Raw genomic sequence first — 17,416 nt, 5'->3', positions numbered from 1 at the left:
ACGCACCACGAACTCCGCCACGATGGGATGGGCTCCCCGCGAGCCCCTCGCCCCCACACTCGATCGGAGTTTCTCGTGCCTCAGATCAAGCGTCTCCTCGCCCTAGCCGCCACGACCTCGCTCGCTGCGGCTCTTCCCCTCCTCGGCGCCCCGGCGCAGGCGGCCGAGGGCAGCTTCAGCGCCCTGACCTACAACATCGCCGGCCTCCCGGAGTTCCTCTCCAGCGCGCCGACCCCGCGCAAGTCCGCCACCAACGAGATCGGCCGGCGGATCGACGAGTTCGACATCGTCAACGTCCAGGAGGACTTCAACTACCACGCCTACCTCTACGAGACCGACGTGCACGTCCACCGCACCCCGACCTCGGGCGGCGTGCCGTTCGGGAGCGGTCTGAACAGCCTGCACCACCATCCGTACGAGGCGCTCGACCGCGTCACCTGGAACCGTTGCTGGATCAATCAGGCCGACTGCCTGACCCCGAAGGGGTTCACCTTCCACCGCGCGCAGATCGCTCCGGACACCTGGATCGACGTCTACAACCTGCACGCCGACGCCGGCGACGACCGCCTGGACGAAGCCGCGCGCCGCGGCAACCTAGAGCAGCTGACGGCGTACATCTCCGAGCACTCCGCCGACAACGCCGTCCTCGTCATGGGTGACACCAACACCCGCTACACCACCGAGGGCGACCGGATCTCCGACTTCGCCGCCGCCAACGGCCTCACCGACGCCTGGGTCGAGCTCGTACGCAACGGGGACGAGCCCGACCGCGGCAGCCCTGCGCTGGGGTGTCCGCAGGTGGTCCCGGGCGTGGAGTGCGAGGTCGTCGACAAGGTGCTCTACCGGGACGGCGACGGGGTCGACCTGAGCGCGACCTCTTACCGCAATCTGGATGCCGACTTCCGCGAGGACGGCACCGGCCTGATGCTCTCCGACCACTTCCCGATCGCCGTCGACTTCGCCTGGACCACCGACTGAGGTCGCTGATCGGCCGCCACGCGCCGGGGTATCACGGCGCCTTTTACCCCTTGCGCTCCGACTGAACGCGTGTTTAGCATTGAACATGCGTTCAGCCCCTGCCGACTCCACTACCCGCGAGCGAATCCGCGACGCGGCGGTGCTTCGGTTCGCGCGGGACGGCTTCGGGGCCTCGATCCGTTCGATCGCCACCGACGCCGGGGTCAGTCCAGCCCTGGTCATCCACCACTTCGGCTCCAAGGACGAGCTCCACGCCGAGTGCGACGAGCAGGTGCTCGCCGAGATCCGTAAGGCCAAGAACGAGTCGATCGACGAGCTGGCCGCTGGACAGAGCATCCTGCACCGGTTCGCGGCGACAGATGAGTACGCACCACTGCTCGGCTACGTCCTCCGCTCCCTGCAGGACGGCGGTCCCGTCGGCCGCAGCTTCATCGAGCAGATGGTCGAGGACGCCATCGGCTACACCAAGCACGGCGTCGACGCCGGCCTGGTCAAACCGAGCCTGGACGAGGCGGCACGAGCGCGCTACCTGGTGCTCTCCGCACTCGGCACGCTCATGCTCGAGCTCACCCTCAACCCGCAAGAGGACCCCAGCGACATCAGCGGGCTCGTGCGCGGCTTCCTGATGACCAGCTACCTCCCGATGCTCGAGCTCTACTCCGAGGGCTTCTTCACCAACCGCCGGATGCTCGACGAATACCTGCTCTACGTCCCGGACCCGCCGCAGGACGCCGCCACGGAGCCCCCGTCTGAATGACGCCAGGCCCGTCGGCGTACGTCCTCCAACCCTCCCAACGCGGAAGCGAGTTCCCATGTCCGACAACATCCCCGCGGTCGAGATCGCGGGCCTGCACAAGTCCTTCGGTTCCTTCAAGGCCCTCGACGGCCTCGACCTGACCGTCCAGCACGGCCAGGTGGCCGGCTTCCTCGGCCCCAATGGCGCCGGCAAGTCCACCACCATCAAAGTCCTGCTCGGGCTGCTGCGCGCCGACGCCGGCACCGCAAAGCTGTTCGGCGGTGACGTCTGGAGCGACGCCGTCGAGCTGCACAAGCGGATCTCGTACGTCCCCGGCGACGTGTCGCTGTGGCCCAACCTCACCGGTGGCGAGTGCATCGACTACCTCACCCGTCTCAAGCCGGGCGGCGACAAGGCCAAGCGCAAGGCACGTCGGGCCGACCTGCTGGAGCGGTTCCAGCTCGACCCGACCAAGAAGGCGCGCACCTACTCCAAGGGCAACCGCCAGAAGGTCGCCCTGGTCGCGGCGTTCCTCGACGAGTCCGAGCTCTACATCTTCGACGAGCCGACCTCCGGTCTCGACCCGTTGATGGAGGCCGTCTTCACCGAGTACGCCCGGGAGGCCAAGGCCGGGGGCTCGTCGGTGCTGCTCTCCAGCCACATCCTCAGCGAGGTCGAGAAGGTCTGCGACACCGTCACGATCATCCGGGCCGGGGTCGCCGTCGAGTCCGGCACGCTCGACGAGCTGCGCCACCTGACCCGCTCCTCCGTCGTCGCCACCGTCGGCGGCGACCCGTCGGCGCTGAGCGGGCTGCAGGCCGTCAACGACCTCGTGACCAGCCAGAACGGCGCCGGGACCCGGGTCGCCTTCGACGTGGACAACCACGCCGTCGGCGACGTACTCAAGACGCTCACCGAGCTCGACGTACGTGGCCTGACCATCACGCCGCCGTCGCTCGAGGAGCTCTTCATGCGGCACTACGGCGACGTCATCGAGACGGAGGAGGCGCGATGAGCACGCTCGCTCCGGCCCTCCCCCGGCGTACGCCACTGACCTCCTTCGCCGGCACCTGGCATCTGACCCGGTTCATGCTGCGGCGCGACAGGGTGCGACTGACCGTCTGGACCGTCTCGCTGCTCGCGCTGTACGCCTACTTCGTCACCGCGCTCAGCGCCGTCTACCCGACGGCCGAAGACCGGCAGGGACGCGCCGACCTGATGCAGCAGCCAGCGTCGGTGTTCCTCGGCGGGCCCAACTACGGACTCGACGACTACACGATCGGCGCCATGTTCGCCAACGAGATGACCCTGTGGATGATCGCTCTGCTCGGGGTCATGAACATGTTCGAGGTCGTCCGCAACACCCGCGCCGAGGAGGAGAGCGGACGGGCGGAGCTGGTCCGGTCCGGTGCGGTGGGGCGGCACGCGGCGGTCGCGGCCTCACTGCTGACGGTGGTCATCGTGAACGTCGTCTTCGCCGCGCTCGGGAGCGCTCTGCTCATCTCCGGGGGTGACCTCGCGGTCGAGGACACCTTCGCGATGTCGACGGCGATCGCCGTCAGCGGCCTGGTCTTCGCCGCGGTCGCCCTGGTCACCTCGCAGCTGACCACGCACGGCCGAGGCGCCACCGGTCTCGCCCTCGCGGTACTGGGGGTCGCGGTGCTGGTGCGCGGCATCGGGGACCTGCAGGCCGGACCCGGCGAGCACGGCACCTGGCTCTCGTGGCTCTCGCCGATCGCGTGGACACAGCAGATGAGGGCGTACGTCGACCTGCGCTGGTGGCCGCTGGCGCTGAGCGTCGTGGCGGTCCTCGTGCTGCTCGCTGTCGGTGCCTTCCTGGCCTCCAAGCGCGACTTCGACGGGGCGCTGCTCGCCGGCCGCTCCGGCCGGGCCGAGGCGCCCGGGATGCTCGCGTCGCCCGTGGCGATGGCGTGGCGCCAGCAGCGTACGGCCCTGTTCTGGTGGTTTCTCGGCACGTTCGTGATGTTCGGGGCGACCGGCACCTACCTCGGCGAAGGGGTCGAGGACATGGTCGCCGACATGGCCGCGTCCAACCCCGAGGCTGCCAAGATGTTCGGCGACGACCCGCTCACCGGGTTCCTGGCGATCATGATCCTGTACGCCGCGCTGGCCGCCGCCGGGTACGCGATCGCCACCACCCTGCGGGCCAAGTCGGAGGAGACCGAAGGCCGCCTCGAGATCACGCTCGCCAAGCCGGTCTCACGCGGTCGCTGGTTCGCCTCACACCTCGCGGTCGTGGCGGTCGGCGCGTTCGTCCTGACCATGATCTCGGGTGCCCTCGCGCTGTGGGCAGGAGCCCTGGTCAACGGTGAGGTCGAGCTGGGGACCTTCCTGAAGGGCGGCGCGGCGTTCCTGCCTGCCATCGCGGTCTTCATGACCCTCACCGCGGCGCTGTACGCCTGGGTCCCGAAGATCACGCCGGTCATCTGGGCGCTCTTCGCGTTCACATGCATCACCGGGATGTTCGGTCCGCTGTTCGACCTCCCGGACTCGGTCGCCGGCATCTCCCCCTTCTGGTGGGTCGGCCGCTACCCGCAGGAGCCCATCGAGGCCTCGCACATGATCGGCCTCAGCGCCGTCGCGCTCGTCCTGCTGNCACGTTGCCGGCCGCGTCGACCAGCGTGACCCGGGCGTCGGCGAGGGGCCCGAAGGCCGCCTTGACGACACCGGTCAGGCGAGCGCCGGTGACCATCTCCACCTCGATCCGGGTCAGCCCGGTGGCGCCGATCTCGATCGGCACCGCGCGCGGGCGGTAGCCCTCGGCGTTGACCGCGACCGTCGCCGGTCCCGGGACCAGCTCGTCGATGAAGAACGTGCCGTCCGCGACGGTGGTGCCGGTGGAGAGCAGGTCGCCGCGTACGTCGGTCACGATCACCATCGCGTCCTTGATCGGCGCGCCGTCCTCGCCGCCGCGCACGATGCCCTTCAGGCCCGTGGTGCCGCTGAGCAGGAGGTCGTACGCCACCGGCTCACCACCCACGACCACCGTGGAGGCCTGCGGCTGGAAGCCGTCGGCCGAGGCGATCAGGACGTACGTCCCCGACCCGGGCGCGTCCACCGCGTAGGAGCCGTCGGCGTGGGCGACCGAGCGGCCGAGCTGGCGCCCGGACAGCGAGATCAGCGTGACCGCGGCGTGCGGGATCGGAATGCTTCCGGAGCCGCGGACGAAGCCGTGCAGCGCGATCCCGTTGGCGACCGGCGCGGGAGCGGCGGCGTGCTGCTCGGGCACCCCGGCGACGGCCTCGGCGACCGCTGCGGGCCGGTCGACCTCGGCAGCCTCCGCGGCGGCCTGGGCGATCCCGCCCTTGGTCTTCAGCGGAACCTCCTTGATGAACACCACGAACAGCAGCGCGATGACGGCTGCCCCCGCGGCGACCAGGAAGATGTCGGCGATGCCGTGCCCGTACGCACTCTCCAGCACCGACCGCAGCGGCTCGGGGACCTTGTCCATGTCCGGGATCTCGCCCGAGGTGCCCTGGGCCAGCGCGGCGTAGCGCGGACCGAGGTCGGCGAGGCCGTCCTGGACGTAGTCGGTGACCCGGTGAGCCATCAGCGCGCCGAGCGCGGAGACGCCCATCGCACCGCCGAGGCTGCGGAAGAACGTCACCATGGAGCTGGCCGCACCGAGGTCGGCGGGTGCGACCTGGTTCTGGGTGGAGAGGACCAGGTTCTGCATCGTCATGCCGACGCCGAGGCCGAGGACCGCCATGAAGACGGCGACGTGCCAGTACTCGGTGTCGTAGCGGATCGTGCCGAGCAGGCCCAGCCCACCGACGATGAGGACGGCGCCGACGACGAGCCAGGCCTTCCACTTCCCGGTGCGGGTGATGACCTGACCGGAGACGGTCGAGGAGAGGAACAGCCCCGCGATCATCGGGATCGTCATCACCCCGGCCATCGTCGGCGACTCGCCGCGGGCCAGCTGGAAGTACTGGCTGAAGAAGATCGTGCCGGCGAACATCGCCACGCCGACGAAGAGCGAGGCCAGCGAGGAGAGCGTGATCGTCCGGTTGGCGAAGAGCCGCAGCGGGATGATCGGCTCGGCGGCCTTCGACTCGACGAGGACGAAGATCAGCAGGAGCAGCACGGAGCCGCCGACCATTGCCGCGGTCTCCCAGGACGCCCAGTCGTACTTGTCGCCGGCGAAGGTGACCCAGACGAGCAGCAGGCAGACGCCTGCGGCCATGAAGAACGCACCGGCCCAGTCGACCTTGACGCCGTCGCGCTTGATGACGGGCAGGTGCAGGGTCTTCTGCAGCACGATGAAGGCGATGACCGCGAACGGGATGCCGACGTAGAAGCACCAGCGCCAGCCGAGCGAGTCGGCGTCGGTGATGACCCCGCCGATCAGCGGGCCGCCGACGGTGGCGACGGCGAAGACGGCGCCGAGGTATCCCGAGTAGCGGCCACGCTCACGCGGAGAGATCATCGCCGCCATGATGACCTGGGCCAGAGCGGTCAGACCGCCCATGCCGATGCCCTGGACCGCCCGGGCGGCGATGAGCTGACCCGGGTTCTGGGCGAGGCCTGCGACGGCTGAGGCCGCCACGAAGAGGACCAGTGCGATCTGCATGAGCAGCTTCTTGCTGAACAGGTCGGACATCTTGCCCCACAAGGGGGTGGTGGCCGTCATGGTCAGCAGGGAGGCGGTGACCACCCAGGTGTAGGCCGACTGCCCGCCGCCGATGTCGGCGATGATCTCGGGCAGAGCGTTGGAGACGATCGTGGAGGAGATCATCGCCACGAACATGCCGAGCAGCAGGCCCGAGAGCGCCTCCATGATCTCGCGGTGAGACATCTGACCGTGCGAGGTGGGTGAGCCCTCGGACGGGCCTCCCGGTGGACCGGCGTGAGTCCGCTCGGCTGTCGTCGTTGCCATGGACTTCCTTTCTGGTGGTGCTGCCTAGTTGCTGGTGGTGCCGCAGTGGCCGAGGCTGTCGCGGAGCTTGGTGACGAGCCGTACGAGTTCATGTACGTCGCTCTCGTCCCAGCCGCTGAGCCGGTCTGCGATGAGGTCGGTGAGCTGGTGGGATGCGTTGTCGAGCAGGTCGCGCCCGGCGTCGGTGAGACGGAGGATGCGGGAGCGTCCGTCGGCCGGGTTGGGGGAGCGCTCGATCCAGCCCTGGTCGGCGACGCACGCCACGTGTCGGCTGGTCACCGAGATGTCCACGGCGAGCAGCTCGGTGAGCTCGCTCATGGTCATGTCGCCGTGTCGGCGCAGCATCGTCAGCACCCCCGCGGAGCCGGCCGACAGCTCGGGCGGAAGCCTGCGTACGAGGCCCTTCCGTACGGCTCCGACCTCGCTGAGCTGATGGATCAGCTCCTGGTACGTCGCGTGCCCGATCATCATCCCTCCAAGTTGGTTGACTTTTACAACCATATGGAGGATAGGGGTCCAATGCAAATCCGGCAGGACCCGGCGTGTTGCTAGGCGACGGTGCCGCGGGCCGCCCAGGCCGTCGCGGTCACGGTGAACGGGCCGTTGCCGAACCGGCGTCGAGCGACCTCCTCGAGCGCGGTGCGCCCGGCGTCGTCGAGGGACTGCACGTAGTCGCCCGCAGGCCCGACACCGAAGGTGTACGGGTCCCACCAGTCCTCGAACGTGGGGTGCGTGACGCGGACGACCAGGCCGCTGGGCTCGACCTTGCGGAGGCCGACCTTCTTGAACAGCTTCTCCAGGTCACCCAGCCGGGAGCCGGCGAGAAAGGCCTCGTCCTCGGCCTCCGGGTCGATCTCGTGCACGCAGGCCCAGAACGGCGCGACGGCACCGGTGTCGCCGTCCCACACGCACGCCGCGACGGTGCCGCCGGGCCGGGTGACCCGGACCATCTCCTTGATGCCGGCCTCTGGGTCGGTCATGAAGTGCACGACGAGCTGGGCCAGTGAGGCGTCGAACCAGTTGTCGGCGAAGGGGAGCGCCTCGGCCACGCCGGTGTGCACGTCGACTCTGGCCAGCTGCCGTGCGACCGCCTCGATGAAGGGCGGCGAGGGGTCGACGGCAGCCACCAGGTGGGCCTCGGTGAGCGTCACGAGCTGACGGGTGAGCGTGCCCGGCCCGCAGCCGACGTCGAGCACCCGCTGGCCCATGCTGACCCGGGCGAACTCGGCGAAGTGTGGTGCGAGGGGTTCGGCGTAGCGGCCCATGAAACGGGCGTACCTCTCCGCGGTGACGTCGAACCCCATGCTTCAGGCTAGGTCGGCCGTCGGCGACGCCGACAGCCCTAAGTTCGGTATCTCCAGATGCCTGGTGTCCTAGTGCGTCGAGGGCGTCGTCGGGATCTCCGAGCGGTCGTCGGACCACAGCGTGTGGAAGGTGCCGTCCTTGTCGGTGCGCTTGTAGGTGTGGGCGCCGAAGAAGTCCCGCTGACCCTGGATGAGTGCGGCCGGAAGCCGGTCGGCGGCGAGCGAGTCGAAGTAGGCGAGCGCCGAGGAGAACCCCGGTGCGGGTACGCCGGAGGCAGCCGCGATACCGACGACGCGTCGCCACGCCTCCTCGCCGGACGCGACCGCGTCGGCGAAGTAGGGGTCGACCAGCAGCGTCTCCAGGTCGGGCTTGGTGGCGTAGGCGTCGACGATCCGGTTGAGGAAGCGGGCCCGGATGATGCAGCCCGCCCGCCAGATCTTGGCGAGCGCACCGAGGTCGATGTCCCAGCCGTACTCCTTCGCCCCGGCCACGATCAGGTCGAACCCCTGTGCGTAGGCGACCACCTTCGAGGCGTAGAGAGCCGCGCGTACGTCGTCGACGAACGTGTCGGGGACCTCGGGCGCCTTCGGGCGGTTGGTCACCGAGGCCCGCATCGCGCTGCGCTGGGCCGGCTTGGAGGAGACCGCCCGGGCGAAGACGGCCTCGCCGATGCCGGAGACCGGGATGCCGAGGCCGAGGGCGTTCTGCACCGTCCAGACGCCGGTGCCCTTCGAACCGGCCTCGTCGAGGATCACGTCCACGAGCGGCTGGCCGGTCTCGGCGTCCTTCTGGGCGAGCACCTCCGCGGAGATCTCGATCAGGTAGGACTCCAGGTCGCCGGTGTTCCAGTCCTTGAAGACGTCGACGAGCTGCTCCACGGAGAGCCCGCCCACCCGCCGGAGGAGGTCGTAGGCCTCCGCGATCAGCTGCATGTCGGCGTACTCGATGCCGTTGTGGACCATCTTCACGAAGTGGCCGGCGCCGTCGGTGCCGACATGGGTCACGCACGGCTCGCCCTCGGCCACCGCGGCGATGCTCTTCAGGATCGGGCCGAGCGTCGTCCAGGCCTCTGCCGAGCCGCCGGGCATGATCGAGGGCCCGTTGAGCGCACCCTCTTCGCCGCCGGAGATGCCGGTGCCGACGAAGTTCAGGCCACGCTCACGCAGCTCGCGCTCGCGGCGGATGGTGTCGTTGAAGTTGGCGTTGCCGCCGTCGACGATGATGTCGCCCGGATCGAACCGCTCGCCCAGCTGCTCGATCACCGCGTCGGTGCCCTTGCCCGCCTGGACCATGATGATCGCCGTACGCGGCTTGGTCAGGGTCGCCACGAAGTCGTCGATCGTCTCGGAGGCGAGGAAGCCGGCCTCCGGGTGCTCGGTGATGAGCTCCTCGGTGCGGGCGTAGGTGCGGTTGTAGACCGCCACCGTGTTGCCCTCGCGAGAGGCGAGGTTGCGGGCCAGGTTGGACCCCATCACGGCCAGGCCCACCACGCCGATGTTCGCGCGGCCATTGTCGTTGTTCGGCATCGTGCTCCTCTGCTGAGTCGGTGATGCCATTCAACTCTGCTCGTCAAGCGGCGGCGCTGGGCGGCTCGGCCCGGAAACGCGCCGGCCGCCCATCCACGCCGAGCACCTTCCAGGACCACCGCGTCAGCGGCGTACGCAGTCCGAGGTTGTCGAAGAGCATCCGGACGTCGGCGAAGAGGTGACGGCGGAACGCGGCGGCCTCGGGGCCGGTGCCCCAGACCTCGCGCACGACCTCGTCGGGCATGCCCATCAGCTCGCGGTCGGCGCGTGACGGGATGATGATCGCGTCCGCGCCCAGGCGCATCGCGAGCGGGGTGAGCACCCCCAGGGCCAGGCGCGAGACCGGGTTGAGCGAGGGCGCGTGCTCCTCGAGCCAGGCGTGCGCGAAGCCGATGTGGCGGGCCTCCTCGGCGATGTGGATGGCCATGATCCGGGTCATCAGGGGGTGGCCGTCGCTGATGGAGCGCAGATATTCCTTCTGCACGTGGTCGATCGGCTCCTCGCCGGCGAGGATGATCGAGAAGAAGAGGGCCGGGTAGAGCCCGCCGAGGTGGCCGACGAGCGGGATGGCGCGCATCAGCCACCCCGGTGCTCCGGAGACGTCGGGGCACACCCGGTTGGTGAACTCCTGGAACATCTGGATGTGGTGGGTCTCCTCGGTGAGCTCGTGCATGAAGTAGCGGAACTCGGGGTCGCCGTTGTCGACGCCCATCAGGAACTGGGTGCCGCCGAGGAGGAGCAGCTGCTCGAACTGGGAGCCGGTCTTCACCATTGCGGTGAGGCGGTGCCGGCCGACCTCGATCTGTCGCGCCTTGGGCAGCGACTGGTACCACGGGTGCGCGCCGAGCAGGTCGAGCGTGGGCAGGATCCAGCGCTCGTCGTCCTCGGGCAGTGCCATCTCGGGGGCGTCCCAGTCGATGTCCTTGAAGGCGTTGAAGTACTTCTCGACCGACGCCTCCGACAATGTACGCAGTGTCTCGTCGTACTCCTTGTGCGGCAGGGGCCTGGTCGGCGTGATCATCCGGACCGGGGCGCCGGCGACAGCACCCACGTAGCCACCGATCGAGCGAAGTGTCTGCACAACCATCCGAGCCTCCTTGCACGACGTTGATACGTCATCCAAGGTACATGGGATTTGTGTACCAGGAAACAGGTTCGAGCGCGTGTTCCGCTCAGCAGATCTCGGCGGCGAGGGCCTTCCGGACGCCGGCGACGAGGTCTTCAGGCGTCCGTGCCGGGCTGTCGAACGTGGTGCGCGCGCTGTGCGCTCCGCGCTCGTCGACCCACTGGAACTCGAAGCCGTCGGCGCAGAGTCCGGTGATCTGGGCGGCGAGGATGGTGTCGACCGGGATGTAGGAGCGGGTCGCGACCGCCTCGCGGAGCTCGTTGCCGTGGTGGTTGTTGAGGTGGTCCTGGTTGCGGTGGAGCACGCCGTCGTTGAGATCGAGGTCGCGGTCGGTGAAGGCGTCGAGGGGGATCGGGACCGCCTCGCCGGTGCGGCGGACCAGCATCACGTTGGAGACGTCCATGACGACCTCCTCCCACTCCGTCTCGCAGCACGTGCAGGCATCCGTACGCAGCCACCTCAGCGTCCCGGTCAGGCGGACCGCCTCGCCGTCGCCGAGCACGCCCTGGAGGACGAGCACGACATGGCTGCCGCGGCGCCCGGCGTACGCCATCCGCTGCTCGGGCGGGCACAGGAACGTCGGGCGGCCGCCGTCGTCGGCGAAGCCCTGCATCTCCAGCTCCTCCATCGAGTAGGGGATGCCGTCGATCACCACGCTGCCGCCACGGGGGCATGACAGGATGCTGCGGGCAATGCTGGCGGTCGGATCCATGGCACCTCCTGTTTAGGTAAGGCTTACCTAAACATGTGTGGCGCTGGGATGGCAAGAGACGCAGCCCCGTCGCGTCGGTTGCTCGGAGCTACGCGAGGCGCTTTCGACGGCGCGCCACGATCTTCGCGCGTTGCTCGGAGATCCGCTTCCACACCACCTGCTGGATGGCCAGCGTCAGCCATCCCGCTGCCGCCATACCGGCCAGGTTGACGACCAGCTGCAGCGTGCTTCCCCAGATCTCGTCGCCCAGTCCGAACGCGAGCCCCAGTGCGACGTTGCCGGCGGCGGGGACGGTGGTGACGGAGATGAAGACGCCGGAGAGGCCGCCGACCTTGGCGGAGGTCAGGGAGAGTACGCCGGCGGCGGCCGCGATCAGGGCGACGATGAACGACCACTTGTCGGGGGTGTAGATGAAAGCCGTGCTGGGGCGTTCGGCGGTGACGTCCGCCTCCGTGATCCAGCCGAGTCCGCGGGCCGCCAACGCGGCCAGCGCGGTGACCGCGATCGCCACCGCGAACCCGATGAGCAGCGTACGCACGGCGCGTTTGAACAGCGTCGTCCGGCCACGCACCAGCCCGAGTCCGAGGGCGGCCACGGCGACGAACTCCGGGCCGAGGACCATCGCGCCGATGACCAGGATCTGGGAGTCGAGCACGATCGCGATCGAGGCGAGCACGGTCGCCAGGGTCATGAAGGTCATGTAGGTCCAGTTGAGCTCGGATTCCTCGTACGTCTGCTGGGTGACCTGCGCCCACACGACCGTGTCGGCACTGCTGCCTGGCGCCGCCTGCTCGGCCTCGAAGGCCGACTGCGAGAGCCAGGTCTGGACCGGCTCGACATGGATGCTGCCCTTCTTGTGGATGCCGAGGGAGCGCAGCTGGCCGATCACGCCGTCGGCGGCCTCACGGGCGACGTCGGCGAGCACGAGGTCGCCCTCGGGCTTCCTGGATGCCGAGGGCATCACGACCAGCCCGCTCACGGCCGGGTCCTCCTCGAGGATCTCGACGGCACTGGAGGCCAGGTCTGTCGGAGCGGTGATCCGCAGATGCAGCATGCGCACAGTGTGCCCGAGCCCCGGCCGACCGGTCCCGCCCCGCCACCATCGCCGATGCCACCCGGTGCCGCGAACCGCTCAGAAGCCGATCGGGAGACCGGCGTAGTTCTCCGCGAGCCCGGCGGCGGCGTGCTCGCTGGAGGTCACCCAGCGCAGCTGGGAGAGCTGGAGCTGGGTGTCGAACGGGTCCTCGGCGGTGTGCAGCATCGTGGTCATCCACCAGGAGAAGTGGGTGCAGCGCCAGACGCGGCGCAGCGCGGTCTCGGAGTAGTCGTCGGCCAGTCGCGAGTCTCCCTTGAGCAGCGCGGCGAGCGCGGGCGCCAGCAGCGCGACGTCCGCGACCGCGAGGTTGAGCCCCTTGGCGCCGGTCGGCGGGACGATGTGGGCGGCGTCGCCGGCTAGGAAGAGCCGGCCGTGGCGCATCGGCGTGGAGACGTGCGAGCGCATCGGGAGGACGCTGCGGTCGGTGATCCGGCCCGGCTGCAGGCTCCAGCCGAACTGGTCGTGGCCGAGCCGGGCGGCGAGCGCGTCCCAGATCTGGTCGTCGGACCATGTCGCCGGGTCGGTCCCGTTGGGCACCTGGAGGTAGAACCGCGAGACGCTCTCCGAGCGCATCGAGTGCAGCGCGAAGCCGTCGGGGTGCCAGGCGTAGATCAGCTCGTCGGTCGAGGGCGCGACGTCGGCGAGGATGCCGAACCAGCTGTAGGGGTAGGTGCGGTCCCAGCTCTCGCGCGCCGGGATCGCGGCGCGGCTCGGGCCGAAGGAGCCGTCGCAGCCGACGATGACATCCGCCCGGATCCGCTGGGGGAGCCCGGCGGGGTCGGTGAAGGTCACCGAAGGCCGGTCGGACTCGATGTCGTGCAGCGCGGTGTCGCTGACCTCGTAGTGGACGACCTGACCGGCGGCCTTGCGGGCGTCGATCAGGTCCTTCTGCACCTCGGTCTGGCCGTAGACGTAGACCGCCCGGCCGACCAGGTCCACGAAGTCGAGGTGGTGGCGCTCCTCGGGCCACTGCAGGTAGATCCCGCGGTGCTTGTCAGCGTCGCGGGCGAGCCGGTCGCCGAGACCGACCTCGGTGAGCAGATCGACGCTCGACTGCTCCAGGATCCCGGCGCGGATGCGGGCCGCGACGTACTCCTCCGACCGGGTCTCGACCACGACCGAGTCGACCCCGTCGGCGGCGAGGAGATGGCTCAGCAGCATCCCCGCGGGGCCGGCGCCGACGATCACAACCTGCGTACGTTCTTCTGCCATGGGGTGAGTCAACTCCTGTTCGGGCGGCTGCCGCCAGCGCGTTCTTCCACTGAATGGAAACCACGCCGCCGGGGAGGATTCCCAAATGGCGCGAACGGGCCCTTGTGTCCGCGCCAACTCGTCCCTACGGTCGAGGCACCCCGATTGTGACCCGAGTCACAAACCACAGAAGGAGCGCTCCGATGCCCGACGTCCTCGCCGACCGTGCCGCCCTCGAGTCCCAGATCGGCGACCAGACCATGGTCGACGTGCTCGCCAAGGTGGTCGCCGACCGCGGCACCGAGCCGGCCTTCTCCGACCGGCACACCCCTGACGGCACGGGCTGGCGCACGCTTACGTGGGGCGAGCTGCACCAGCGCGCCCGCGAACTGGCCGCCGCCTACATCGCCGCTGGTCTCCAGCCGGGGGAGTCGGTCGCGATCATGGCCGCGAACCGCATCGAGCACGTCGTCGCCGACATGGCAACGGTGCTCGCCGGCGGTGTCCCGATCAGCATCTACAACACCCTCGCGCCCGACCAGGTCGGCTACGTCGCCGAGCATGCGGACCCCCGGATCGTCGTGCTCGAGACCGACGACCACGTCGCCCGCTGGGCGCTCGGGCTCAAGCGCGAGGAGATCGTACGCGTCGTCACCATCGACACCGCCGTGGAGGACGACCCGCGGGCGATCGCCTGGGACGACTTCGTGGCCTCGGGCGCGGCCGCGCTGGCCGAGGTCGGCGAGGAGCTGGACGCGCGCAGCGCCGCGGTGACCCCCGACGACACGGTCACGATGCTCTACACCTCGGGCACGACCGGGCAGCCGAAGGGCGTGGTGCTCACTCACCGCAACATCGTCTTCGAGACGACCAGCTCGCTGACCGTCTCCGGCGTCGAGGAGCCGGGGGTGCTCGTCTCCTACCTGCCGTTCGCTCACATCGCCGAGCGGGTGCTCAGCCTCTACATCCCGCAGTTCAACGGCGGCCACGTCTACCTGGTCCAGGACCCCGCGCTGTTGCTCGCCACCCTCCAGGAGGTGCACCCGACCAGCTTCTTCGGGGTGCCGCGGGTGTGGGAGAAGATCCGCACCGGCGTCACCGCGCTGCTCGCCGCCGAGACCGACGAGACCAAGAAGGCCGGTGTCGAGAAGGCGATGGCGGTCGGGCTGGCCTACGTCGAGTCGCAGCAGTTCGGGCAGACCACCTCGCCCGAGCTCCAGGCACAGTTCGAACAGGCCGACGCGGCCGTCCTGTCGACCATGCGCGCGCTGCTCGGTCTCGACAGGGTCGAGTGGGCGGCCAGCGCGGCCGCGCCGATGCCGATCGAGGTGGCGAAGTTCTTCGCCGGCCTGGGACTGAAGATCTACGACGTCTACGGCATGACCGAGACCACCGGGGCGGCCACCGGCAACGGGCCGGAGGCTTTCCGGCTCGGCACCGTCGGCCGCGCCCAGCCCGGGATCGAGCTGCGGATCGCCGATGACGGCGAGATCCTGTTCCGTGGTCCGATCATGACCCCGGGTTACGTGGGCCGACCCGACGCCACCGCCGCGCTCTTCGACTCCGAGGGCTGGCTGCACACCGGCGACATCGGCTCGATCGACGAGGACGGCTTCCTCACCGTGGTCGACCGCAAGAAGGAGATGATCATCAACTCCGCGGGCAAGAACATCGCCCCCTCCAACATCGAGAACCTCCTCAAGGAGAGCCCGCTCGTCGGTCACGCGATGGTGGTCGGTGACGGCCGTTCGTACGTCGTCGCCGTCCTCACCCTCGACGGCGAGATCGCTCCCGTGGTCGCTCAGAAGCTCGGCGTCGAGGCCGGCTCGCTCGCCGAGCTGGCCCAGCACCCGGTCATCCGGGGCGCCGTCGCCAAGGCCGTCGACGCCGCCAACGCCCGCCTCTCCCGCCCCGAGCAGGTCAAGGCATTCGAGCTGCTCGGTGAGGAGTGGACCGCCGAGTCCGAGGAGCTCACCCCGACCCTGAAGCTCAAGCGGCGCGTGGTGAGCAAGAAGTACGCCGACATCATCGACGGGCTCTACACCCAGGAGTGAGCCGGAGCGGCCTACCCCGCGACGGCGTCCAGACGGCTCACCTCCTCGTCGGTGAGCCGGAGGGCGCCGGCGGCGATGTTCTCCTCGAGGTGGGCGAGGTCGGCGGTGCCGGGGATGGCGAGCACGTGCGGGCCCTGGTGGAGCGTCCAGGCCAGACGTACCTGGGAGGGGGTCGCGGAGTGGGCCGCCGCGACGGCCTCGACGACGTCGCGACCGGTCTCGTCGGGGGCGGTGCCGGGGACGGCGCCGGCGACGGCGGCACCGATGGAGTTGAAGGGCACGAAGGCGACTCCGTGCTCGCCGCACAGCCGCAGCAGGGCGTCGTCCTCGCGGCGGGTGGTGAGCCCGTACTGGTTCTGTACGCAGGCCACCGGCCCGATCGCGAGCGCCTCGGTGAGCTGCTCGGGGCCGATGTTGGAGAGGCCGACGTGCTCGACCAGGCCCGCCTCGCGCAGCTCGAGCAGGGCGCCGAAGTGGTCGGCGATCGATCCGGTGCCGCGCTCGCGTCCGACTCCCCAGCGCAGGTTCACCAGGTCGAGGTGGTCGAGGCCGAGCTGGCGGATGTTCTCCTCGACCTGGTCGCGCAGCCGCTCGGGTCGGGGCTCGGACTGCCAGGCGCCGTCGCGGCCGCGCGGGGTGGGGCCGACCTTGGTCGCGATCAGCAGGTCGTCGGCGTACGGCTGGAGGGCGGTCGCGATCAGCTCGTTGGCCGAGCGCGTCGGGGTGAAGTAGATGGTCGCGGTGTCGATGTGGTTGACGCCGAGCTCGACGGCGCGGCGGAGGACGGCGATCGCGCTCTCGCGGTCGGGGGCGATCGGGGTGGACAGGTTGCCGATCAGGCGCATCGCGCCGAAGCCGATCCGGTTGATCCGCTTGTCGCCGAGCTGCCAGGTGCCGGCGGCACCGGCGGTGATGTGGTTCGTGGTCATGCCCTCCAGCGTCGCGACCCGACGCCGCGTACTCACGCCGTTGGCAGGTTGTTGCCGATCACGGCTCGTGCCTTGGTGGGCGGGGGAGAATCGATGCCGTGACCAACACGGTGGGGACGATCCGGACGGGCGGGACCGTCGCCGTCGTACGCGGCGAGGAGGAGCTCGTGCGGCGCACCTCGCACCTGTTCGCGGCCGCCACCGACATCGCCTGTGCGGCGATCGACCTGCGCACCTGGTCGGCCGCGCGCACCGAATCCGGCATCAGGGCCGCGCTGTGCGGTCGTGACGGCGCCGAGGTGCGGCTGCGGAAGGTCTACCGGCCCAACGTGCTGCTCGACCCGGTCTCCGCCGCCCATCTGCGCGAGATCCGTGACACCCGCGGCGCCCAGATCCGGATCACTTCCGACGAGATCAACGAGACGATCCTGATCGACCGCCGGGTCGCGATCCTCGCCGGCGACCCGCGCCTGGGCGAGCGCAGCTTCAGCATCGTCGCCCAGCCCGAGGTCGTCCAGGGCGTCACCTCGCTCTTCGACGCGGCCTGGCGTTCGGCGACGACGGTGGACGCCTACGACGCCCGGATCGCCGAGCTGCGCGACATCGCGCCCCAGGTGCTCGACCTGCTCGGCCGGGGCGTGAAGGACGAGGCCGCGGCGCGCACCCTCGGGCTCGGCGTACGCACCTACCGGCGCCGGGTCGCCGAGCTCATGGAGGCGCTCGGCGCCGCGTCCCGGTTCCAGGCGGGCGTACGCGCCCGGGAGCTCGGGCTCGTCTGACCGTTCCGGTCGGCGGTGTCCGGATCCTGACGCCGGAGTCTCTTTCTCAGGGGCCGCCCGGTAACGTCGAGGACGACTTGTTCG

General features: G+C 69.8%; 14 protein-coding genes. 5 read left to right on the top strand and 9 right to left on the bottom strand.

Translation table 11 applies throughout. From position 1 onward, the window contains the following. Positions 1 to 75 precede the first annotated feature (75 nt). From ACFX43_RS19760 to ACFX43_RS19750, 3 genes are all read left to right on the top strand, one after another. The gene (locus tag ACFX43_RS19760) at positions 76 to 978 is read left to right on the top strand and encodes a hypothetical protein (protein ID WP_378833093.1); all 903 of its coding nucleotides are present in this window, start codon (positions 76 to 78) and stop codon (positions 976 to 978) included. Positions 979 to 1,063: 85 nt separating this feature from the next. Beyond that, complete coding sequence (locus ACFX43_RS19755; RefSeq protein WP_378833088.1) at positions 1,064 to 1,735, top strand: TetR family transcriptional regulator; 672 nt, start codon at positions 1,064 to 1,066, stop codon at positions 1,733 to 1,735. 55 nt (positions 1,736 to 1,790) lie between these two features. Then, entirely contained in the window at positions 1,791 to 2,729 is a 939-nt protein-coding gene (locus tag ACFX43_RS19750; protein ID WP_378833083.1) for an ATP-binding cassette domain-containing protein, read from the top strand. A gap of 1,575 nt (positions 2,730 to 4,304) precedes the next feature. On the opposite strand, the gene ACFX43_RS19745 is transcribed toward ACFX43_RS19750, so the two are convergent. The 8 genes from ACFX43_RS19745 to ACFX43_RS19710 all read right to left on the bottom strand — a co-directional run bounded on the left by ACFX43_RS19745 (position 4,305) and on the right by ACFX43_RS19710 (position 13,591). Beyond that, positions 4,305 to 6,614 carry an MFS transporter gene (locus tag ACFX43_RS19745; protein ID WP_378833072.1) on the bottom strand — a complete coding sequence of 770 codons (2,310 nt, stop codon included), beginning with the start codon at positions 6,612 to 6,614 and terminating at the stop codon, positions 4,305 to 4,307. Between the two features lie 24 nt (positions 6,615 to 6,638). Then, positions 6,639 to 7,085 (bottom strand): MarR family winged helix-turn-helix transcriptional regulator, encoded by a 447-nt coding sequence (locus ACFX43_RS19740; protein WP_378833067.1) that lies wholly within the window; start codon positions 7,083 to 7,085, stop codon positions 6,639 to 6,641. Between the two features lie 77 nt (positions 7,086 to 7,162). Next, positions 7,163 to 7,918, bottom strand: coding sequence for a class I SAM-dependent methyltransferase (locus ACFX43_RS19735; protein ID WP_378833060.1), 756 nt, complete (start codon positions 7,916 to 7,918; stop codon positions 7,163 to 7,165). A gap of 69 nt (positions 7,919 to 7,987) precedes the next feature. Next, entirely contained in the window at positions 7,988 to 9,445 is a 1,458-nt protein-coding gene (gndA, locus tag ACFX43_RS19730; RefSeq protein WP_378833055.1) for an NADP-dependent phosphogluconate dehydrogenase, read from the bottom strand. Between the two features lie 43 nt (positions 9,446 to 9,488). Beyond that, entirely contained in the window at positions 9,489 to 10,532 is a 1,044-nt protein-coding gene (locus ACFX43_RS19725; RefSeq protein ID WP_378833051.1) for a diiron oxygenase, read from the bottom strand. Between the two features lie 85 nt (positions 10,533 to 10,617). Next, positions 10,618 to 11,283, bottom strand: coding sequence for a hypothetical protein (locus ACFX43_RS19720; protein WP_378833048.1), 666 nt, complete (start codon positions 11,281 to 11,283; stop codon positions 10,618 to 10,620). 88 nt (positions 11,284 to 11,371) lie between these two features. Beyond that, positions 11,372 to 12,337 (bottom strand): DUF389 domain-containing protein, encoded by a 966-nt coding sequence (locus ACFX43_RS19715; protein WP_378833039.1) that lies wholly within the window; start codon positions 12,335 to 12,337, stop codon positions 11,372 to 11,374. 78 nt (positions 12,338 to 12,415) lie between these two features. Next, entirely contained in the window at positions 12,416 to 13,591 is a 1,176-nt protein-coding gene (locus tag ACFX43_RS19710; protein ID WP_378833034.1) for a 4-hydroxybenzoate 3-monooxygenase, read from the bottom strand. Between the two features lie 182 nt (positions 13,592 to 13,773). Here ACFX43_RS19710 and ACFX43_RS19705 point away from each other — a divergent pair, with 182 nt between their 5' ends. Further along, positions 13,774 to 15,624 carry an AMP-dependent synthetase/ligase gene (locus ACFX43_RS19705; RefSeq protein WP_378833029.1) on the top strand — a complete coding sequence of 617 codons (1,851 nt, stop codon included), beginning with the start codon at positions 13,774 to 13,776 and terminating at the stop codon, positions 15,622 to 15,624. Between the two features lie 11 nt (positions 15,625 to 15,635). Here the strand turns inward: ACFX43_RS19705 and ACFX43_RS19700 are convergent, their stop codons facing one another. After that, on the bottom strand, positions 15,636 to 16,553 hold the full coding sequence (locus tag ACFX43_RS19700; protein ID WP_378833020.1) for an oxidoreductase: 918 nt from the start codon (positions 16,551 to 16,553) through the stop codon (positions 15,636 to 15,638). Between the two features lie 98 nt (positions 16,554 to 16,651). Here ACFX43_RS19700 and ACFX43_RS19695 point away from each other — a divergent pair, with 98 nt between their 5' ends. Continuing rightward, a complete protein-coding gene (locus ACFX43_RS19695) occupies positions 16,652 to 17,332 on the top strand; it encodes a DNA-binding response regulator (protein ID WP_378833017.1) in 681 nt (226 codons plus the stop codon). The last annotated feature ends 84 nt before the right edge of the window (positions 17,333 to 17,416 follow it).

Origin of the sequence: Nocardioides sp. YIM B13467, assembly GCF_042788075.1 — a bacterium.
GTDB lineage: Bacteria > Actinomycetota > Actinomycetes > Propionibacteriales > Nocardioidaceae > Nocardioides.
Note: the sequence above shows the minus strand (reverse complement) of the source record. Positions and strands in the feature narration are given on the sequence as shown.